Source organism: Priestia sp. 10L35 (assembly GCF_056395685.1).
In genome coordinates this window covers 192,850-215,054 of the sequence record NZ_JBFTKA010000003.1, presented here as the reverse complement: position 1 = coordinate 215,054, position 22,205 = coordinate 192,850, and the positions used below count along the sequence as shown (strand labels likewise).

At 35.9% G+C, this 22,205-nt stretch carries 18 protein-coding genes; 15 read left to right on the top strand and 3 right to left on the bottom strand.

Annotated features, from left to right (window positions below):
- Window positions 1-73: 73 nt before the first annotated feature.
- Window positions 74-220 (bottom strand): YuzK family famiily protein, encoded by a 147-nt coding sequence (locus tag AC1DEF_RS12070; RefSeq protein WP_014459567.1) that lies wholly within the window; start codon window positions 218-220, stop codon window positions 74-76.
- Window positions 221-472: 252 nt separating this feature from the next.
- Here AC1DEF_RS12070 and AC1DEF_RS12065 point away from each other — a divergent pair, with 252 nt between their 5' ends.
- Both AC1DEF_RS12065 and AC1DEF_RS12060 read left to right on the top strand, forming a co-directional pair.
- Window positions 473-1,120 carry a VC0807 family protein gene (locus tag AC1DEF_RS12065; RefSeq protein WP_043981572.1) on the top strand — a complete coding sequence of 216 codons (648 nt, stop codon included), beginning with the start codon at window positions 473-475 and terminating at the stop codon, window positions 1,118-1,120.
- A gap of 115 nt (window positions 1,121-1,235) precedes the next feature.
- On the top strand, window positions 1,236-1,526 hold the full coding sequence (locus tag AC1DEF_RS12060) for a hypothetical protein (RefSeq protein ID WP_097825141.1): 291 nt from the start codon (window positions 1,236-1,238) through the stop codon (window positions 1,524-1,526).
- Between the two features lie 58 nt (window positions 1,527-1,584).
- On the opposite strand, the gene AC1DEF_RS12055 is transcribed toward AC1DEF_RS12060, so the two are convergent.
- Window positions 1,585-3,285: an L-lactate permease gene (locus AC1DEF_RS12055; protein ID WP_097825140.1), complete on the bottom strand. Its 1,701-nt coding sequence runs from the start codon at window positions 3,283-3,285 to the stop codon at window positions 1,585-1,587.
- Window positions 3,286-3,667: 382 nt separating this feature from the next.
- Between AC1DEF_RS12055 and AC1DEF_RS12050 the strand changes: the two genes are divergently transcribed.
- The 7 genes from AC1DEF_RS12050 to AC1DEF_RS12020 all read left to right on the top strand — a co-directional run bounded on the left by AC1DEF_RS12050 (window position 3,668) and on the right by AC1DEF_RS12020 (window position 13,244).
- Entirely contained in the window at window positions 3,668-4,993 is a 1,326-nt protein-coding gene (locus tag AC1DEF_RS12050; RefSeq protein ID WP_097825139.1) for an FAD-binding oxidoreductase, read from the top strand.
- Complete coding sequence (locus AC1DEF_RS12045; RefSeq protein WP_097825138.1) at window positions 4,994-6,355, top strand: (Fe-S)-binding protein; 1,362 nt, start codon at window positions 4,994-4,996, stop codon at window positions 6,353-6,355.
- Window positions 6,339-7,790: an FAD-linked oxidase C-terminal domain-containing protein gene (locus AC1DEF_RS12040; protein ID WP_097825137.1), complete on the top strand. Its 1,452-nt coding sequence runs from the start codon at window positions 6,339-6,341 to the stop codon at window positions 7,788-7,790. Before AC1DEF_RS12045 ends, AC1DEF_RS12040 begins: the two co-directional genes overlap by 17 nt.
- Window positions 7,791-7,960: 170 nt before the next feature.
- Window positions 7,961-10,138 (top strand): malate synthase G, encoded by a 2,178-nt coding sequence (locus tag AC1DEF_RS12035; protein ID WP_477727402.1) that lies wholly within the window; start codon window positions 7,961-7,963, stop codon window positions 10,136-10,138.
- Window positions 10,139-10,245: 107 nt separating this feature from the next.
- Window positions 10,246-11,022, top strand: a complete 777-nt coding sequence (locus AC1DEF_RS12030) for a fumarylacetoacetate hydrolase family protein (RefSeq protein WP_097825135.1) — start codon at window positions 10,246-10,248, stop codon at window positions 11,020-11,022.
- 51 nt (window positions 11,023-11,073) lie between these two features.
- Entirely contained in the window at window positions 11,074-11,868 is a 795-nt protein-coding gene (locus AC1DEF_RS12025; RefSeq protein WP_013057552.1) for an IclR family transcriptional regulator, read from the top strand.
- Window positions 11,869-12,011: 143 nt separating this feature from the next.
- The gene (locus tag AC1DEF_RS12020) at window positions 12,012-13,244 is read left to right on the top strand and encodes an aminopeptidase (RefSeq protein ID WP_025751295.1); all 1,233 of its coding nucleotides are present in this window, start codon (window positions 12,012-12,014) and stop codon (window positions 13,242-13,244) included.
- A 60-nt stretch (window positions 13,245-13,304) separates the two neighbouring features.
- Here the strand turns inward: AC1DEF_RS12020 and AC1DEF_RS12015 are convergent, their stop codons facing one another.
- Window positions 13,305-14,429, bottom strand: coding sequence for a site-specific integrase (locus AC1DEF_RS12015; RefSeq protein ID WP_477727401.1), 1,125 nt, complete (start codon window positions 14,427-14,429; stop codon window positions 13,305-13,307).
- 338 nt (window positions 14,430-14,767) lie between these two features.
- Here AC1DEF_RS12015 and AC1DEF_RS12010 point away from each other — a divergent pair, with 338 nt between their 5' ends.
- The 6 genes from AC1DEF_RS12010 to AC1DEF_RS11985 all read left to right on the top strand — a co-directional run bounded on the left by AC1DEF_RS12010 (window position 14,768) and on the right by AC1DEF_RS11985 (window position 22,184).
- The gene (locus AC1DEF_RS12010) at window positions 14,768-16,195 is read left to right on the top strand and encodes a PDDEXK family nuclease (RefSeq protein ID WP_477727400.1); all 1,428 of its coding nucleotides are present in this window, start codon (window positions 14,768-14,770) and stop codon (window positions 16,193-16,195) included.
- A 651-nt stretch (window positions 16,196-16,846) separates the two neighbouring features.
- Window positions 16,847-17,179, top strand: a complete 333-nt coding sequence (locus AC1DEF_RS12005; RefSeq protein WP_477727399.1) for a hypothetical protein — start codon at window positions 16,847-16,849, stop codon at window positions 17,177-17,179.
- 73 nt (window positions 17,180-17,252) lie between these two features.
- Complete coding sequence (locus tag AC1DEF_RS12000) at window positions 17,253-17,561, top strand: hypothetical protein (RefSeq protein ID WP_477727398.1); 309 nt, start codon at window positions 17,253-17,255, stop codon at window positions 17,559-17,561.
- Between the two features lie 564 nt (window positions 17,562-18,125).
- Complete coding sequence (locus tag AC1DEF_RS11995; RefSeq protein WP_477727397.1) at window positions 18,126-18,815, top strand: GIY-YIG nuclease family protein; 690 nt, start codon at window positions 18,126-18,128, stop codon at window positions 18,813-18,815.
- Window positions 18,816-18,997: 182 nt separating this feature from the next.
- The gene (locus tag AC1DEF_RS11990; RefSeq protein WP_477727396.1) at window positions 18,998-20,173 is read left to right on the top strand and encodes a hypothetical protein; all 1,176 of its coding nucleotides are present in this window, start codon (window positions 18,998-19,000) and stop codon (window positions 20,171-20,173) included.
- A 526-nt stretch (window positions 20,174-20,699) separates the two neighbouring features.
- Complete coding sequence (locus AC1DEF_RS11985) at window positions 20,700-22,184, top strand: DNA/RNA helicase domain-containing protein (RefSeq protein ID WP_477727395.1); 1,485 nt, start codon at window positions 20,700-20,702, stop codon at window positions 22,182-22,184.
- Window positions 22,185-22,205 lie beyond the last annotated feature (21 nt).

Here is a 22,205-nt window from a genome sequence, read left to right as displayed (position 1 = left end):
CTTATTATGTATAATTTTGGTTCATTTGTAAATAAAAAGCCGCTTGCTACCAAAAGTAGCGAGCGGCTTTTTATTATCGATGCTGGTTAATATCACGCAGTATATCTTTGCTAGCCTGATAATCTTTTTCTCGTTCTTTTTCCACCTGTAGACGTTTGTCTAGTTTACGGCTATATTCAGCATACCCCACGCCGTGAGAAAGCTGCATGGCCTTTTCCATTTCTGACGTGTACGTTAGGTGAAGTGCGATAATGAATCAATCCTTTCAGCATTTTTCACTTGTGGCACATGTATTGCTGCTCAAGTGTTTGGATGTTTATGATTCTTGAAGTCTTTCTAGAAATCGTTTTCCCTGTCGCTCTGGATCTAAACATCAAATGATTAAAATTTCATAACATTCCAGGTAAAAGCCTTTTTTTCTTGCGTAGTATCCCATATAATAGCAGGAACAACGTTTTTAAAGGAGTTATATATGAACAATACAAAACGAGTATGGTTTGATTTACTTTTTTATATCGCTATTCCTTACCTAATATGGAATCAAGGAAAAGACATTATTGGTGATTACTATGCCATTTTGCTTTCAACAGCACCAGCGTTTGTGTATACCATTTATACATTTATTAAAGATCGCCAGTTTAACGTAACAGGATTGTTTATTGTCATTACGCTGCTGGCACGTACCATTATTGATTTAATTTCAGGAAACGCAGCAACGATGTTAAACAATCAAGTATACTTTATGATTGGACTGGCTGTAGTTGTCCTTTTTACCATTGTGATAAAAAAGCCAATTGGTTTGTACTTTTTTGTAGATACGGCTTACTTAATGGGCTATAAGCGAGAAGATTCTCTTAAGCTCTTCCACCAGCCTGATTTATTCAAAATGATGAACTGGCTTACAGTACTATTCGCAGGACGCTATGTATTTTTAGCGATTGTAAAATACGTATTGATTCAAAAGTACGGAGTAGAAGGGTACGGGAACATGATTGTATTCCGTCAGGCCGTTACGTGGGCATTCTCCATTTTAATTGCTATCTACACGTATTTTATCTATAAAAAAATTCAAGATAAAACAGGGATGGATAATCCAATGAATCCAAATGTAAATGAATAAAAAAGAAGCGTGCGTTTAACTAACGTACGCTTTTTTGTTACAAAACAGTGAACAGTGCTCGAAACACTAACATCCCATTTAAAATTAATAGTAAAATAACGCTATTAAAAACGGGATGAAAGTAGGTCAAGAAATGAAACTATTATTAGCATGTCAAAAGCAGCCTTATCGGATTTTAGAAATGATTATGGTGTTTTTCACTTTAATTTTTGCTGTACTGTCGTTCTTCGATTACCGTCAGCTGTTTTTTCTTGTGTTTACCCTTGGAATTGTATTTGCTATTCGGGCGTTTGAAATGCAAGAAGGTGAGAAAAAGACTCAAGGAAACATCTGGCTGCTTGTCGGTGTTGTAATGATTTTGCTAGACATAGTTTTATTTGTTGTATATGCCATTAATCGATCTTAACTAAAAGAAAAAAGCTTCCGTTCAGAGGGGTACCTCTAGATACGGAAGCTTTTTTTGATTAAGGAATCATCCACGATAATACATTGGATTGTAAAAATGTTAATACGCAGACAATCAGCAGTAAAAATAAGCTGTGCTTCACCGTGAAACGAAACAAATCGGACTCTTTTCCAGCCAACCCGACCGCAGCACAGGCAACGGCGATGGACTGCGGTGAAATCATTTTACCGGTTACTCCACCAGAAGAGTTTGCTGCAAGCGCAAGAAGCGGATCCATTCCAATAGATGTAGCCGTGATTTTTTGCAAGTTGCCAAACAATAAGTTGGCTGAAGTATCTGATCCTGTAATAAAAACACCGAGCCAGCCGAGTACAGGAGAGAAAAAGGGAAATAACGCCCCTGTTTTAGCTAACAGCAGTCCTAAGGTTGTACTCATTCCAGACGCATTTGTCACGTAAGCAAATGCCACAACGGACATAATGGTAAGCAGCGGCAACGCTAATTCTTTGCACGTCTCGTTAAACGTAATGAACCAGTCTTTCCAAGAGATGTTGACGATAAATTTTGTGACAACAGCAGACAACAGGATAGCTGTGCCGGCAGCGCCTAGTAATTCTAACTTATAAACTGCCGCAATCGGTTCTCCATTTCCATTTAAAATTAAATTATTTAACCAAGGTACTTCTGGCATAAACGTTAAATAATGTCCGATGGAATTGATAGCGCTTAAAAAAGCGTTAGCTCCTTCATAATGTCCTGTCAAAGCGGTTTTAATTTGAGGAATTCCCCATATAGAAATAAAGATCGTTAAAATTAAAAAAGGTGACCACGCCTTTGCAATTTGAGCCCCCGTGAATGCGGGTTGATCTTGAGTTTCTCTTGGCTCAGCCGAAGCGGAAGCTACTTCATTTGCTGCTTTTTCAGATTGAAAGCGAAACGTTGTTTTCGGTTTCCAGAATTTTAAGAAAATAGCGAGCGCAAAAAGTGAAACGAGTGCCGATAAAATATCGGGAAGTTCCGGTCCTAAAAAGTTAGAGCTGACAAACTGGGTAAGGGCAAAAGAGATGCCGGATACTAAAATAGCAGGGAGTACTTCTACTGTTTTCTTAAATCCTGCCATTACAAAAACCAAATACAGGGGAATAAATACAGAAATAAAAGGAAGCTGGCGGCCTACCATTTTAGAGATTTCCATTGCCGCTACTCCAGTAGGACCTTCCATAGCCGTGATAGGAATACCGATTGCACCAAAAGCAACGGGTGCTGTGTTTGCTAATAAACATAAGCCAGCGGCATACAGCGGATTAAATCCTAAACCTACCAGCAGAGCTGCTGAAATAGCAACAGGTGCTCCGAAACCAGCGGCCCCTTCAAGAAAAGCCCCAAACGAAAAAGCAACCAACAAAGCTTGAAGTCTGCGATCTTCTGTAATAGATACGACAGAGGTACGAATAATATCAAACTGACCGGTTTTTACGGTTAGTTTGTAAAGAAAAACGGACGTAATGATAATCCATCCAATCGGCAGTATACCGTATACGGCTCCTTGACTGGCTGACATAAAAGCCATGCTAGCCGGCATTTTATAAGCAAATATTGCAACGGCAAGTGCGACCAGTAAAGTTGTAACTCCAGCCATATAACCTTTCATTCGTTTAATAGCCAGAGCCCAAAAGAAGTAAAGAATAGGAATCAAAGCGATTAATGAAGACCAAATGACGCTGTTTCCTACAGGAGTGAACTGCTGTGTCCATGTCATAACTAACACCTCATTTTCAAATTAGTGAACTATAAATTTAGTAAAACGAAACCATTAAAACTACGATGATAAGGTCATCTGATGACTTATGTAAAAATGAATTCGCTTACATTATATTCTAATCCTTTTAGGATAGGCAAGTACTAAAAGAAACTTTTTTTCAAAAGAACGGACATTTTTTTGGTGATAAGAAGAAAATACTGGTTGAAAATCCCAAGAATAGGTGATTTAATGATTGTAAGCGCTTAAAATATATCTTTTCATCTATTCTACTAATTATCCTTCTTATTAATCTACTACTTTTAGTCGTATTATATATGGCACTTCTTTATGTTATTAGTGAAACGTTGTTTGCTATTACAAAACGAGAGGAGTCAATTTATTGAGTACGTTGAAGCTTCCAGGTCATTTAAAATCCATTTTATCTCATCCTTCCACACTTGAAGAACAGCATATGAATCACTTCCTTGGAAATAACGGGTCCCTGCATATTAAGCCAACTTCAGAACAAGAAATAGCAGCCGTTTTAAAGTATGCGACGGAACACGGAAAAAAAGTCGTCATTGAAGGGAACGGTACAAAAAAAGGGTTTGGGGGACTTATAGATACAGCAGACCTTTTGCTTTCGCTGACTGAATACAGCGGAATTGTTGAACATACAGTAGGTGATATGACGGTTACTGTAAAAGCTGGTACACCGTTTGGAGAGCTGCAAACGTATTTAAAAACGCACAATCAGCAAGTTTCACTTGATCCAGCTCTAGGAGACTACGCTACAATCGGCGGAGTTATTGCAGCAAATGGAAGTGGTCCAAAGCGCTTGTCTTATGGATCGGCTCGAGATGCAGTAATCGGTATGAGAGTCGTATATTCAGATGGAACCATTGTTCGCTCAGGGGGAAAAGTCGTCAAGAACGTGGCTGGCTATGATATGAATAAGCTGTTTATTGGTTCAATGGGAACGCTCGGCGTTATATCCGAAATAACGTTAAAGCTGCGTCCGCTGCCCAAGTATCAAAGCATTGTCTTTATTTCTTTTTCAACAGGCAATATCGAAGAAATTCATGCGTTTGTTAGCAAAGTCTTAGATTCCATGATAGAGCCCGTTGCTTTGGAATTATTAAATCCTTCTCTGGCTGAAGATGTAATAGGGCAGCATCTGTTTACACTTGTAATCAGCTTTGAAGATGTGGAAAGTTCCGTTCATTATCAAGAGAATTACATCAAAAGTATTCAGCCGCCTGATACGATTTTAAAAGTGCTGCATGAAAAAGAAGCCGAGGTATTTTGGGGATTTTTTAGTAACATTAGTCCAAATGGTGCATGCTGTTCTTCCGAAGAGGAAACGGAAGCCGCGCTAAAAATTGGCGTACCAAATATGAATGTACTCGATGTAATAAACAAAAGTACTGCATTAAAAACGTCCCGTCCAATGCTGATAAAAGCACATGGAGGAGTTGGACATGGTCTTTGTTCGGTCTACATAAAAGGCTCAGAAGATGCCATTCTTTCCGTTATTACTTCATTTACTGAAACTGCCAAAACGTACGGAGGATATGTGGTCGTTAACCATTTGCCTTTTATACTGCGCCAAAAAGTAAATGTATGGGGAGAAGAACCTTCTCATTTTCCGTTACTAGCAGGAATTAAAGCAAAGATGGACGCTAAAAACGTGCTTAACTATAAACGATTTATAGGAGGAATCTAAGTGAATTCAGCGAAAGCCGATATCAAAGATGCTCCATGTCAAAGCGTTAGCAATTATTTGTGGAAAGACGCGCCAGACGAAAAAAAATGGGCGGATTGTGTACACTGCGGAATGTGCTTGGAGTCTTGTCCTACTTATGAAATAACGGGGCAAGAACAGCATTCACCAAGAGGACGCGTGCACCTTATCAAATCGGTAGCAGAAGGAAAAATAAGCGTGAATGAGCAGTTTACAGACCCTGTGTTTGCCTGTTTGGATTGCCGGGCCTGTACAACTGCTTGCCCTGCAAATGTAGATGTTGGCGGACTCATTGAAGAAGCTCGCGGCCAAATTCGCCAGGCAATGCCTTTGACGGGATGGAAAGGCATGATCAGCAAGTTTTTTCTAAAAGAACTTTTTCCTCACTCTCATCGCTTAGAAGCTGCAGGAAGCTTATTGAAGCTGTATCAAAAAAGCGGAATGCAAAAAATGATGCGCACAACAGGCTTGTTAAATATGATGCCGACACATCTAGCGGACATGGAACATGTAATGCCTAAAATTACCCGTTCTGTTCGAAAAAAATATAAAAAGAAACGCGTTCTAAAAGCAAAAGCCGAAAGAAAAGCAGAAGTTGCTTTTTTAACCGGCTGCATCATGGACGTCATGTTCAGTGATATTAATGAAGCGACTCTTAATGTATTACGAAGAAATGGAAACGACGTCGTTATTCCTCCATCTCAAACGTGCTGTGGTGCTTTGCACGTTCATGCAGGAGACCGAGACATGGGAAGACAGCTTGCCAAAAAAAATATAGAGGCGTTTCAGCATGCCGATACCATTATTGTAAACGCTGCGGGATGCGGCTGCATGTTAAAAGAGTATCCTGAACTATTTAGAGAAGAAGAGCAAGAGTGGCTTGAAAAAGCTGAAGTCTTTGCTGAAAAAGTCCAGGATATTTCAAAATACCTTCACGATACGGGATATCGCCCCCCGCAGACAAAGCTGCATAAGCGTATTACGTATCACGACGCTTGCCATTTAGCTCATGGTCAAGGAGTTAGAGAAGAACCAAGAGATATTTTACTTTCTATTCCGGGAGTGGAAATGGTTCATATGGCTAATGCGGACCGATGCTGTGGAAGTGCAGGAATTTATAATTTAACAAATCCTGATATGGCGGGAGCTGTGCTTCAAAGTAAAATGGAACATATGCCTCATGACGTAGAAATGATTTCAATGGGAAACCCGGGATGCATGCTGCAGATGGCAGTAGGAGTGAAAAAATATGGACGAAGTCAGCAGATTGTTCACACGGTACAGCTTTTGGAGTGGGCCTATCAAAAAGAAGAGGAGGAAGCACATCGTGTTGAAGAAAAATAGAATAAAAGATCTTCACGTAAAAAATCTTTCTCAACTAGTAGATGCTCATTCTATTTTGCATCATAAAGAAGATTTGCTTGCGTACGACTGCGATGGGTTTACCATTCATAGACATTTGCCTAAAGCGGTGTTATTTCCTCAAAATACGAAAGAAGTTTCTAGCATTGTTAAATACTGCAATGACCATGATTTGCCTTTTCTTGCAAGAGGAGCAGGCACAGGACTGAGCGGGGGAGCGATTCCTCTTAATAACGAAGTGATTATTAGTTTAGTGAAAATGAAGCGCCTTCTTAGCGTCGACTATGAAAACAGGCGTGCCGTTGTAGAGCCGGGATTTATTAATCTTAAATTAACCAATTCAATCTCTGAAAAAGGATATTATTATGCACCGGATCCTTCGAGTCAATATTGCTGCACCATTGGTGGAAATGTAGCGGAAAACGCAGGAGGGGCACACTGTCTTAAATATGGAGTAACCACCAACCATATTTTAGGGCTAGAGGTGGTGCTTCCAAATGGAGATGTGATTGAGCTTGGCAAGCAAGGTATTCCAGATGAACCGGGATATGATTTATTAGGGCTTTTAACAGGATCAGAAGGGACGTTAGGAATCGTTACAAAAATTACGGTACGCATTTTGAAAAACCCCGAAGCAAAACAAACGGTTCTTGCTTATTTCGACCGCGTAGAAGACGGCAGCCAAGCGGTATCAGACATTATATCAGCCGGCATTGTGCCTGCCGCGCTTGAAATGATGGATAAAACCGCCATTGAAGGAGTGGAAGCTGCTGCGTTTCCAGTCGGACACCCTAGAGATATTGAAGCTCTTTTATTAATTGAAGTAGATGGCATTTCAGCCGGTATCGAAGAGCAAATCCTTCGTATTTTAGACGTATGTAAAAAACAAAAAGTACGGGAAGTGAAAGTAGCTGAAAGTGAAGAAGAACGCGCGAGGTGGTGGGCAAATCGTAAAACAGGATTTGGAGCGATGGGAGCTATATCCCCTGACTATCTCGTACAAGACGGCGTTATTCCAAGAAGTAAACTGCCTCAAGTGCTGAAGCGAATTAACAAAATTAGCGAAGAATCTGGCCTTCGCATTGCCAATATTTTTCACGCCGGAGACGGAAACTTGCATCCGCTTGTATTATTTGATGCTAGAAAGCCGGGGGAAACTGAAAAAGCACTCGACGCCGGAAGCGCATGTTTACAAGTCTGTGCAGAAGCAGGAGGAACGATTACCGGCGAACATGGCGTGGGCATTGAAAAAAAAGAAGAAATGCGATTTGTTTTCAATGAAGATGAAATTCAAGCACAAACGAATATACGAGAAGTATTTAATCCTAAAAATCTATTAAATGCAGGAAAGCTGTTTCCAAGTCCGAGCCGCTGCGCTGAAGTCAAAAAAGAAATGAAAAAAGTAGAATATTTTTAGAAAATTCTTGAAAATATATCCGCTCGATGATATGATTTTTTTAACAAAAAAAAACGCTGTTTCGTAATAAGAAACAGTACCGCATATGTTCGTCTTAACCATTTTGGCAAAAAGAAATGAAAGCGTGTCCAAATTTAAAAATGTAAAAGAGTAAGAGGAGGAAACAGACGGTGACAAACTACAAACAAGTTGGAAATCTGAAAGTAGCTCCAGTTCTCTATCAATTTATCAATGAGGAAGCTCTTCCGGGCAGCGGCCTAAGTACAGAAAATTTTTGGTCTGATTTTGAAGTGTTAGTAACCGAGTTAACACCCGTAAATAAACGTTTGTTAGAAAAGCGTGATCAGCTGCAAGCTCGAATTAATGCATGGCATCAAGAAAACCCTGACGGTGACTTTAGCGAATACAAATCGTTTTTAACGAGAATTGGCTATTTAGAAGACAAGACAGAAGATTTTCTTATTGGTACAGAAGGAGTAGACAGCGAAATTGCCTATCAGGCAGGACCGCAGCTTGTTGTACCAGTAAATAACGCCCGGTACGCTATTAACGCTGCTAATGCACGCTGGGGAAGTCTCTATGATGCTCTTTACGGCACTGATGCAATCAGTGAAGAAAATGGAGCTTCGCGCACGAGTTCTTATAATCCAATTCGAGGAGAAAAAGTTATTGCGTTTGCGAAAAACTTTCTTAATGAAGTTGTTCCGCTCGTTCAGTCTTCTCATGCGGAAGTGGTTCAGTACAGCCTTGAAAATGGAAAGCTTGTCGCTCAATTAAACGATGGCAGTTTAACCGAATTACAGGAAGAAGAGAAATTTGTAGGGTATCAAGGAGAAGAAGAAAGCCCTGATGCTCTTTTATTCAAAAACAACGGCCTGCATTTTGAAGTTCAAATTGATCGTACGGATTCGATTGGTAAAACAGACGATGCGGGTGTAAAAGATATTTTAATGGAAGCAGCTCTTACGACGATTATGGACTGTGAAGATTCAGTAGCGGCAGTAGACGCAGAGGATAAAGTAGATGTTTACCGCAACTGGCTGGGATTAATGAAAGGTGATTTGACGTCTACTTTTAAAAAAAGAAGTCAAAACATGACAAGGCGTTTAAATCCAGACCGTACCTATATTTCTCCGGACAAGAAAAAGATTTCACTGTCTGGCCGTTCGCTTATGTTTGTTCGAAACGTTGGGCATTTAATGACAAACAGCGCTGTTTTAGATCGAAATGGCAACGAAATCTATGAAGGTATTTTAGACAGCGTGATTACTAGTTTAATTGCCAAACACACCTTGCTTAAAAACGGCACGTATCAAAATTCTAAAAAGAGCTCTATCTATATCGTTAAACCGAAAATGCACGGCTCCGAAGAAGTCGCTTTTGCCAATACGTTATTTAATTCAATTGAAGATATGCTAGGGCTTGAGCGTCATACAATTAAAATTGGCGTAATGGACGAAGAGCGCCGCACGACGCTTAATTTAAAAGCGTGTATCAAAGAAGTAAAAGACCGAGTGGCTTTTATTAATACTGGATTCTTGGATCGAACAGGTGACGAAATTCATACCTCAATGGAAGCAGGCGCTGTTATTCGTAAAAATGATATGAAAACGTCTAAATGGCTTCAAGGCTACGAGCAGTCTAATGTAAATGTAGGCTTAGCAAGCGGATTCCAAGGTCGCGCTCAAATCGGAAAAGGAATGTGGGCAATGCCGGATATGATGGCGGAAATGCTTAAACAAAAAGTGGGGCATTTAAAAGCAGGAGCGAATACGGCATGGGTGCCTTCACCAACCGCAGCAACGCTTCATGCTCTTCACTACCATCAAATTGATGTAAGAGATGTTCAAAACGAATTGCTTACTCAGTCTACTGATTTACAAGATGACATTTTGCAAATTCCTGTGGTAGAAAAACCAAATTGGAGCAAAGATGAAATTCAGCAGGAGCTCGACAACAACGCTCAAGGAATACTTGGGTATGTAGTGAGATGGGTCGACCAAGGAGTAGGGTGCTCAAAAGTACCTGATATTAATAATGTAGGGCTAATGGAAGACCGGGCAACGCTTCGTATTTCCAGCCAGCACGTGGCTAACTGGCTTCATCATGGAATTTGTACAAAAGAACAAGTAACGGAGACGCTCAAGCGAATGGCAAAAGTAGTGGATCAACAAAATGAAAATGATCCTCTGTATCAGCCAATGGCATCGAACTACAGCACATCCATTGCTTTTCAGGCAGCCTGCGATTTAGTATTTCAAGGCTATGATCAGCCAAACGGCTATACGGAGCCCATTTTACACCGCCGCCGTATCGAAGCAAAGGCAAAAGCAGCTATAAAACAGTAAAACAAACGGCCTGTCAGCATAGAGATGGCAGGCTGTACTTACACCTTCAGAATCTGACTATCTACTATTCTTATTAAAATTAAGCAAATGGGAAAAGGAGCTACGTTATGAAATTTGTAAGGTTCGCTGTACAAGATAGCCGTCATACAGGTGTACTAAAAGAGGATACGATCAGCGTCATTAAAGGAAATATATTTGAGAAATGGGACTATACAGGGCAGACTTTTTCACCGAGTGAAGTAAGGCTTTTGGCTCCTTTAGAGCCGAATCAAATTATTGGAATAGGCGCAAATTATGCAGCTGCAAAGTCGGAGCTGCCAAGAGAAATGCCTTCTATTCCTGTCTTCTTTTTTAAGCCCATATCCTCTGTGATCGGTCCAAACGAGGCCATTGTCATTCCAACCGCGATTAAGCACGTCAAGTTTGAATCCGAGCTTGCGGTTGTTATTGGAAAAGAAGCGAAGAACATCGCAAAAGAAGACGTGCTGGACTATATATTTGGGTATACAATTGGAAACGATGTAACGGCTCCAGATTATTTTCATGAAGACGGGCACTGGACCATTGGAAAATCCTTTGATTCATTTACGCCTCTTGGCCCTGTAATCGAAACGGAGCTTGATTTTAAATCCATTCATGTAAAAGCGTTTTTAAATGGCGTTGAAAAACAAAATAGCTCGACAGATTTAATGATTATTTCCGTTGAGCAAATGATCGCTTACCTTTCTACTGTTATGACCCTTAAGCCGGGAGATGTAGTTTTAACAGGAAGTCCGGTCGGCGCGGAGCTGGTAAGCGCAAACGATGTCATTGAATGCACCATCCGAGAAATTGGAACCCTCCAAAATCCGTTTGCTGCAGAGAAAGAACGTGTAAACGTATAAGAGTGATAAAAAATGCCCGGCAGTAACACGACACATAAAGGAGAGAAAAAAATGGAGAGAGAAAATATGGTGAAGTCTGTAAGCCGGGCGTTGGATATCGTCACAATTGTCAGCATGGAAAGAGAAGGGGTAGGCGTCACAGAAATTGCAAAGCAAATGGACATCAACAAAAGCTCCGTATACCGTATTCTAACTACTCTCGCTCAGTACGGCTATATTGAACAAGATCAAGAAACCGGGCGGTACAAGCTTGGGTATAAGTTTTTAGAAGTAAGTTCAAAGCTTTTAGATTCTATTGATTTACGAACGGAAGCAAAGCCATTTTTGCAAGAACTTGAAAGTGAAACAAATGAAGTTATTCATCTTGTTGTCTACGATCAAGGTGAAGTAGTGTATATTGAAAAATTAGAAGGCAATCAGACGCTGCGCATGCATTCAAAAGTAGGGAAAAGAGCCCCTATGCACTGCACGTCTGTCGGTAAAGCTATCCTAGCTTTTTTACCGCTTAACACGGTAACAAGCATTCTTGAAAGAAAAGGCTTACCAGCTCATACCGATCACACCATTACAGATGAAGAAAGCTTTCTTCGAGAACTTTCAGAAGTAAAACAAAAAGGATATGCGCTGGATTTAGAAGAAAACGAATATGGAATTACCTGCATCGCAGCGCCTATTTTTGATCACCTTGGTCAAGTCGTTGCTGCAGTCAGCATTTCCGGTGCTACGATGCGTATGACAAATGAGCGATTAACGTATCTTCAAGAACGCATGGTTGATATAGGCAAGAACATTTCAGAGCGGCTCGGCTACAAAACTGAATCTGTGAAAGACAAAAGTTTGTTCTGATTCTTCGAGAACAAACTTTTGCTATATAATAATCTGTAAAATAACGTAATTATATTATGTAAACTACAGGCTAGGATTTTTAATTGATGTTTTATTCATGATACAATAAAGTCGTTAGAATATATACGTAAAGGAGATAAATTATGGAACAATTTGAGCGCAATATTGAAAAGTACGCCGAGCTGGCTGTAAAAGTCGGTGTAAACATTCAAAAAGGGCAAGTATTAAACATTAATGCCGATATTTCTTCCGCTGATTTTGTTCGTGAAATTGCGAAAAAAGCGTACGAAGCCGGAGCAAAGTCTGTGGATGTAGACTGGCATGACGATCATTTAGTTCGTTTGAAATATGAAAAAGCAGATGAATCTGTATTTAATGAATTTCCTGCTTGGAAAGCTCAAGCAAGAGAAGAGCTTGTGAAAAACGGAGGCGCTGTTTTATCTGTAATTTCAAGCGGTCCTGACTTACTAAAAGGAGTAGACGGCAAACGTATTGCTGCGTTCCAAAAAGTAAGCGGAAAAGCCATGAAAAAATTCCGTGAAGCGATCCAATCCGATAAAATCAGCTGGTCCATTGTAGCTGTTCCTTCAAAAGACTGGGCAGCAAAAGTATTTCCTGACGTTCCAGAAGAACAGCAGCAAGAAAAACTGTGGGAAGCTATTTTTAAATCCGTGCGCGTAGACCAAGAAGATCCAGTGGCGGCATGGGAAGAGCATAATGCTTCATTACATACAAAAGTAGACATTTTAAATGAAAAGAGATTTGCTAAGCTTCACTATAAAGCGCCAGGAACAGATTTAACAATTGAGCTTCCTGACAAACATATTTGGGTTGGCGCAGGCAGTGTTAATGAAGACGGCAACTCGTTTATGGCCAATATGCCAACAGAAGAAGTATTTACACTTCCAAAAAAAGACGGCGTAAACGGACAAGTAACAAGCACAAAACCGCTTAGCTACGCAGGAAACTTAATTGAAAACTTCACGCTAACATTTGAAAATGGAAAAATTGTTGATGTAAAAGCAGAAGAAGGCGAAGAAACGTTAAAGCACCTAATTGAAACAGATGAAGGTGCCAAATACTTAGGAGAAGTAGCCTTAGTACCGCATCAATCGCCAATTTCTCAGTCAAACATCATCTTCTACAACACACTGTTTGACGAAAATGCATCCAACCACTTAGCGATCGGAAGCTCGTATTCCTTCTGTTTAGAAGGCGGAAAAACGATGTCTAAAGAAGAGCTGTCACAAAACGGAGCAAACGACAGCATCACCCACGTTGACTTCATGATTGGCTCAGCCGAAATGGACATCGACGGCATTAAAGCTGACGGTACAAGCGAGCCTGTGTTTAGAAAAGGGAACTGGGCGTTTTGAATTAAACCTTGATGTAATAGGGTTTTAACCACCTTAACCTTTTGGTTGGTCACAAGCTGGTCACACATTAACGAATAAGGTATTCAATTTATCAGCCACTTCTTGTTGCATACTCGGCAAGACGTGGCTGTATTGATTTAATGTAATTTGAATGGAAGAGTGTCCAACACGTTCGGAGATAACTTTCACATTCACATTTTGCTGAATTAGCATTGTTACGTGCGTATGACGTAAATCATGAAATCGTATCACAGGTAGTCCAAGTTTTTTAGCATGGTTCTTGAATCTCTTAGATAAAGTAGATGAATCTAAAGGGTTGCCAAACTTTGTACAGTTCACTAAGTCATAATCGTTATAGGCTATACCTTGTTTAAGTTTATTAGCTAATACTTTCTTACGCTCTTTTTTCAATTGATTAACAAGCATATCAGGAATATGAATAGAACGTACACCAGATGCTGTTTTAGCCCCTACCTTAAGTTCTTTTGCATACCCGTCATAGATTTGTCTAATATAGATAATCTGTTTTTCAAAATCAATATCTCTCCATCGTAGCCCTAGGATTTCTCCTTTTCGCATCCCAGTAAGCAGAGCCATAAGACCAATTGTGTAATATCTATTTTTTTTAGCATGAGCAATGTAGTAATTTACTTGCTCCAAGTCCCAAATGCTCATTTCAGACTTTACTTCTCTTGGTATATTCACATGTATCAATGGATTTTCAAAGATTAGCTTTAAACCATGTGCCTTCTTCATAAGCTGATTCATTAAGAATAAAAGCTTCCGAATAGAATTGTGACTAAGAGAAGAATCTGCTACCAAACCGTTAGTGAACTTTTGAAGAACGATTGGATTCAAATCTTGTAGCTTATAATGGCCTAACTTAGGTTTAAGGTGATTTCTATATAAGCACTGATGGTTCTTTATTGTACTTTTAGCTAGCTGAGTCTGTCTTTCTACAAACCATTCTTTTATAAAACTGTCTAAATCAATAAGCTGTGGCTCTATAAAAGTACCTAAGTTTAACTCATTTAGTACAATCGCTAAAGCTTTTTCTGCTTCTTTCTTTGTTGTAAAACCACGTTTTTTCTTTTGTCTTCTTTTACCAGTTAGTTCGTCTCTACCAATATCTACTATGAAATAATATTTACCTGTTGTTTTATCTTTCTTTATACTTCCTTGCATCTTAAGAGCCTCCTATGTTGCTCTTAAGCTTGTAAAAGGTTTCCTATATATAGTTTAGCATGTTATTTTCAGGTCAGAAAGTATAGTGATTGATAAACTTGTAGCCTTGATTGATATAAATATAACTAAGTCAGACTAAAATTTTTTTATAACTTCTACTAGCTTGAACAAAATATAATAAAATTAAAAGGTAGGGAAGGTTTAAATATTTTATAGCTATGCTGAAACTAAAATTTACGATCAAATTATAAAACCTAGCGAGGCGATAAGATAAAAATTAAGTTTATGTTGTTACCTTTCTAAGATAATATGCAGAATGAGAGAGGAATGAATCAATTGTGCCTAGAAGAAAAACACACGAGGAGTTTGTTAAAGAAGTCTATGATTTGGTTGGTGATGAGTACACGGTTATGAGTGAATATAAAAATAAAAGAACTAAAATCACAATGAAACATAGCGTTTGTGGTAATGCTTACGAAATTTTAACCGAATCTTTTTTAAAAGGAAAAAGATGCAACGAATGCTTGATGAATCAAAAAGATATAAAATTCAAAAAAGAAGTTTATGATTTAGTCGGAGATGAATACTCAGTTCTAGAGAAGTATACCACTTGCGAGACTAAAATAAAATTAAGACATAATGAATGTAATCACGAATATTCAGCTACCCCAAATAAGTTTTTAACAGGACGAAGATGCCCCAAGTGTGCTGGAAGACATAGAAGAACACATGAAGAGTTTGTTAAAGAAGTTTACGATTTGGCTGGCAATGAGTATGAAGTTATTGACGAATTTATAGATACAACTACTAAAATTAACATAAAGCATAATAAATGTGGTTCAATATATCCAGCTCTTCCCAAAGTGTTTCTTAGGGGGAATAGATGTCCCATATGCTTCGGAAGTCCAAGGAAGACTCAAGAAGAGTTTGAAGAAGAGATAAGTGATTTAGTTGGCAATAAGTATGAAGTTATTGGAAATTATAAAAACACTCATACAAAAATTGAAATTAAACATAATGAATGCTCTTTGTCTTATACAGTCACACCTCGTAATTTTTTTAATGGTCATAGGTGTCCGAAATGTTTTGGAACACCTAAAAAAACTGTAGAACAATTTAAAAAGGAAATATATGATTTAGTTGGTGATGAATACGAAGTGATAGGGGAGTATTTTAATACAAACACAAAAATTGAAATTAAACATAATGAATGTGGGAATGTTTACATGGCAATTCCCTATACCTTCTTAAGTGGGAGAAGATGCCCTAAGTGTATTGAATCAAGAGGTGAAAAGAAGATAGATGAGTTCTTTAAAGATAATAAAGTTAATTTTTCGTCACAATTTAGATTTAAAAACTGTAGAAACACAGCTCCATTACCGTTTGACTTTGCAGTTATTGAAAGTGGTAATGTGAGAGTTTTAGTGGAATACGATGGAGAAGGTCACTTTAAACCTTTTAGATATAGTAAAGATGAAGGAATAATGTTGAAAAAATTAAAACATGCTCAAAAGAACGACCAAATAAAAAATGCTTATTGTATCGACAATAAGATACCATTGATTAGGATACCTTACTGGGAATATGAGAATGTTGATGAAATATTACATCAAGTGCTCGGATATTTTAACATCATAAATAAAAGAGGCAACATCAGTGAAGCATGGGTACATAGACACTTAGTCAATCACTCCGAATGGTCATACGAAAAATACCTATTAGAAGCGCCTTCTAATAGAATAGGAGATACTGATGTTCTGATTTAAATAAAATAACCATTTCAAAATAGAAATGGTTATTTTTTGTTATCAGCGCTATGCAGGGTATTAGAAAAAATAGCAAAAAATAAAAGTTAATTAATGCAAGAAACCTATTCGGTATCTAGTTACATATTCAATTTACAGGGTGATAAAGCAAAAAAATTCGTATGCTTTATACTTTTTTTCTTGAAGGAAAAGTTGAGAAAAAAGACCTTATATAGATACTTAATTATCCAGTTTTTAAATGTTTTATTTCATTTTTTTCCATATAGAAGACTTTAGGTTTAGGTATAAGAATCTAGCGAAAATACGTTATATCATTATTTATCGCACTAGTCAAGATTTTTTTGAAAGAGGGATTTGATAAAAAATTTAATTTAATTTATATTTAAAAAGAAGGAGGAGTTAAAATATGAAAACTAATTTTTGTTTGTAAGTGAAAGTAATAAAAAAATTCTAAAGAAATTAGTAATGAAAAGCCTTTACCTTAAATCAGTCTATATAGTTTAACAGTTACAAATAGAAGTACTAATTTAGATAAAAGCAGAGGCTGTGACATGAATATGACATTCTATAGATCAATTCGAGGAATAAAAGTCAAAAAATTCTAAATGTTATGAAATATTAGATCAGTAATGAATAAAGGGATGAATTTTAATGAGAATCAAAGAAAATGAAATGAAAATTATAGCAAAGATTATATTGAAACGTTCATACAGAGGTGAGCATACAGACATACATGTAGAAGACCTTGCAACTTTTACCATAAAGCACAATATAAATGCAGTAATTGATTACGACTATCTAAAATATCAAACCGAAAAAATAGAAGAACATTTAATTAATAACTCATTAAATTCCATAGAAAAAACTCTGTATGATATTAGACTCGATGTAAAACAATGGGAAATTGGCGAAAAAATCTACAGAGTAAAGGATTATGAGGAAAAGAAGCTTGAGATGTTTAGTAAATTTGCAGGAAGTTTATAATATTTAATTGTGCTTATGGTAAGAAAACCTAATTCTTTATCTTGCTAAAGTGAGAAATAAAGGAGGAATAAAAATGTTAAATAAAGATTCTAAAATTCTTAATACAGAAGATATAGTTAGCATAGAAGAAGTTAAGAAATTAGAGTACCATACACAAACCACTAAACAAGCGATCGCTCTTTCAGAGCATAGGTTTCAGGAGCTAAAGAAAAAGCCTACTATGGAACAAACTCATATACGAAGTTCTTTTTTAATAGATAGAAATACTAATGAAAAGTTTAACAAAATAGCTAAAACACGAAAAAAGGGTTGGAAAACACATGCTATTAACGAAGCACTTTTGATGTATCTTTCACAACTCGATGAAGAAAAAATTGATTAATGAGAGAAGCGGTATTAATAATTTTCATTAAATGTGTTTTTACTAAATAAAAAATTTTACTTATTTGATATTAATTTGGCTAGTCCTTAATTAGATAACATAACTTTAAATGGTTATGGATTCTGCATAAATATATAATATACATAATTATATATTTATATTATTATATCTAGTTCTATCAAGATTTTAGTAAAAAATGTTGAAATACTTCAATTAATTAGAAATTTGACTTCATGTAACATTGAAGAATGCTTTCTTTAGAGAGGTGTTTTGATATGCAATAAGAAGTCGGGGTTACTTATCACCTTTTTGGTGGGCTCAAGTATTAGATAGCTTATTAGGTGAATCACTTCCCCACATTAAATTAAAAATAGAGTTAAGAAAGAACTTAACGTTTAAATTAAAAGAGCAAACCAACTAAGAAAACGGACAAATATAATTGTTATAGTGTTGTTTGGCGGGCAGTTACGATGAAAATAGAAAGAATTTTATTACTTTTAACATGAGAAACAAAAAAATAACAAACATTGGATTTATTTAAAATAATAGAAAAGGTACTGAGCAATGAAAATTACTAGAGCTGAAGCTGTTGAACAATTTGGGAACGATATTTGTAAGAGACATTTCCAAAAAAACAAATCTATAAAAAGCATAGACATTGAGAATACGCTTATTAGAACTATGCTTCAATATTATGAGAATGTAATGAGAGGAGGCTATGCTGAAAATGCTCATTATATCTTAGAAAATAAACGTTCAGAGCCAATTGAGTGGTATAAAGTAAGGTGGAGTGCAATTATAGATGCAACAAAAAATAGGAGCAGAACCTATCCAGATGACTTTTACAGAAATGATACTTGTACCATTTATATTGCTACCAACATTGTTACAAATAAAATTTATATTGGTAGTACTACAAGAGAACTAGCAAGAAGAATTAGTGAACATAAATCAAGCGCCTACAATAGAAATAGTGCTAATTATAATACAGAAATTTCTCAATCTATAAGGAAATATGGCTTTGCCTCTTTGGAATGGGACATAATTCAGCATTGGGATGATAGAGAAACATTAAAAAATGTAGAAGACTTATGGATAATGAACTGCAGAGGAATTGTTGAGGGATACAATTCAAGGTTTAATAATATTAAGGTAGATATCAAGGAATATAAAGACGCGTATTTAACAAGTAAGAAAATTAGAGAGCAAAATGATAAAAATTTAAAAGTTAAAATTTCTAAAAAGTATAAATGAGCCGTTTTGGTACTTTTTCGGCTAGGCTTTAGAAAACGCTAGTTTTTTAAAGGATGGTGTTAAAAAGTACAAGATACATATACGCCTATAAGGTAAAGGTAATTACTTATAATAGAGTATAAAATTTATTATTAGTGATTACCTTTACCTAAAGAGTTAATCTAAAAAGGGATAAGACAAAAATGGGGAAAATTATAACCAAAAAACAAGCAGTAGAGTTATTTGGATCGGAAGCTTGTAAGAAGCATTTCGAGAAATATAAAAAATTTACTAACAAGGATTTAGAGACATCTTTAATTAAAGAAATGAAAAGATATTATACTCTAGTAAAAATCGTTAAACCACAAAAGGGAAGGGGTTACGTATATGAACTTATTGCAAAGAAAGATGTGATTACATTAAAAGAAGATGGAAGAAGTAGTAATGGTGCTTGGAGCATACCATATACCAAGAATATGGACATTATAGTTGTTTCAGCTTTAGAAAAAAGCTTAGTAACTAATAACGCTCAATTATTAAGTAAATGGTGTCTAGATTTTGGCTTAATAACACAAGAAATGTATGCCTTGCTACCTGCAAAATATAACGAATATTACAGGGAACAATGCTTACAAGAGTTAAAAAATGATAGAATCATTTGCGAAGGTGAAGATAGAATATTAAATGACTTCATATACGACACAAAAGTTCTACAAAATCAATTAGCAGGCACATTAAAACGATTGCAAAAGGTAGACATTATTGAATACTCACCTGTATACAAAGGTTTTATTAAAGAAGATGGAAAAACGATCAACTTGCACGAAAACGTAGTAAAGAAAATTCTATTGCTTCAAGAAAGTTTAATGGATTTATATAGTGTGAATGACTGGTATTTAAGAACATACTACAATTCGAAAAAGGCTCGTGAATATCAGGAAGAGTGGAACAAAAGACTAGCCCAGATTACAGATGTAGATGGAACTGTTTTAGGTTTGAATTATTGGTACACGACTTATGCTATTATTCCAAAAGCAAGAAAGGGAATAATAACTAATTACTTAGAGAAGTATAATAAAGAAGTCATTGAACATTTTAAAATAGATGAAGAATCATTTTTAAGAGAAAATGAAGTCACTTACCATAGTAAAAGAAATAAATACGTAGTAAGCAACGCTCAAAAAAGGGAAGGTAAATTTCTTGAACCAAAAGTAAAGCCTAACCTATATGTAGAAGAAGTAGGCGGTAAACAAGTTAGCTATAAGCCAATTAAGGAAGATTATACTTATAATCAAGCATATTATGCTTTATATTTTAATAGGTTGTACGCACAAAGAATTAAAGGTCTACAAGAATACTATAGTTCCAGCTTTAGATAAGATTGTTTACACAAACAATCTTATCTAAAGCTGAAATTATTTAAGTTATTTCAAAGATGGACACTTGAATAACTTTAGAAGAGAATGAAAACATAGGAAATCTTAATGCTAACCGAGCATTCAGACACTAAGGAAACATTAGGTTAGCCTCCGTCACAAAAGGTTAAGGTGAAGAATCTGTATAAAAGGCAGTTTTTATGTATTGTATCCCCACAACTGTGTTAAATATTGATCACGTGTGAAATGGATTGAAATTTCCTCAATAGAAGTGGTTTTAGCGTGTGAATTACAAATAGAAAAGATTATTTGATTAAAATAATTTAAATATACTAAAAAATCAACCAGTTTCTAAATTAAATTTAGAGAGGCTTAATTCATGTTTTATGTTTCATTTAAAGGTTTCCAAGTGCTTCTACTAACACTCTAAATGTGTATTTATTACTATACTTTGATTATGTTCTGGTATAATATAAATAGTTCAAAATTCACATGGAGTTTATGTGGAAAAAGTGTAGTGGAGGATTGTATGAACTTAATATCACTGATTAATGCTAAAAATAATTTAGAGCCAGTTATTTATAATAATTATATTAAATTAAAAGGCGTAAATATTCGAGATTATGAAGTAGATTGTATAGAAGCTATGATTAAAAATTTCGAAGAAATCACTAGAGGAAATTATAATTTAGTAGAACACTTGGATAAATTCTCAGTTGGCTATGAGATAAAACAAATAGGAAAGGAATTTGATTTACTAAGACTTGGTGAAAATTACAATATTAATATTGAACTAAAAAGTGAGTTTACAAGTATTGATAAAATAAAAGGTCAACTTGTAAAAAATGCATATTATTTAAGTCCTTTGAAAAAAGACGCTTACTTATTGACTTTTATAGAAGCTGAGAATAGATTTGTACGTTTACATAATAACAACTTAATTGATATAGAGTTCAATGAGGTTCTTCATATAATATGTGAACAAAAGGTAACTAGTGAACATTTAGATAAATATTTTGATCCTTCTTACTACCTAGTTTCACCTTTTAATTCAACTAGCGAATTTGTTAATGGTGCATATTTTTTAACAGCCCAACAAGAAAGTATCAAAAAAGAATTGACAGAATCATACTTAAATCAGCCATATAGAATATCCATCAAAGGAGCGCCTGGCACTGGTAAAACTCTTTTAATTTATGATATTGCAAAGGAACAAAGATTAAAAAATAAAAAGGTGCTTTTAATTCACTGTGGGATGTTAAATAGCGGGCACTTTGAGCTAATTAACGAATTTAATTGGGATATTTGCAGTGTAAAAAATTTTAGATCTCATATGTACCCAGAACTTGATTTGATTGTTGTGGATGAATCACAAAGGATAGATAGTACTCAATTTAATACGCTTATAGAGCTTACAGAAAAGATGAATATTACTTGTATTTTTTCGCACGACGGTGAACAATGTCTACATAATGATGAAATAAATAGAGGGATGGCAACAAAAATAATAGATTCTTGTAATGTGAAATATAGTCTTAAAGAAAAAGTTAGAACCAACAAAGAAATGGCAACATTTATAAAATATCTATTCAATACAAATATAATCGAATCAAATAAACATTATAATTTTGGAAATGCTGTTTCTATAAAATATTTTAAAGATATGCAAGTAGCAAAAGAATACATAGAAGTTCTAAGAAGGGATGAGTGGAAATTTATTAACTTTACAAATAGCCTTCACTATTATGATCCGTTTGATAATTCTATTATCGATCAGGAAAGGGATAATGCTCATAAAGTGGTGGGACAAGAATTTGACAAAGTAGGTGTTATAATTAGTGATCACTTTTTTTATGAAGATGGTCGTTTAAAAGGAACGAATCAGTCATACTATCATTCTACAAAAATGTTATTTCAAATATTAACGAGAGCAAAAAAGAAACTATATTTAATATTGGTTAATAATGAAGATATGTTAAGGAATTTATTCAAAATCTTACATAATGTTAAGTGATAAACATAATAAAAAGGTGGA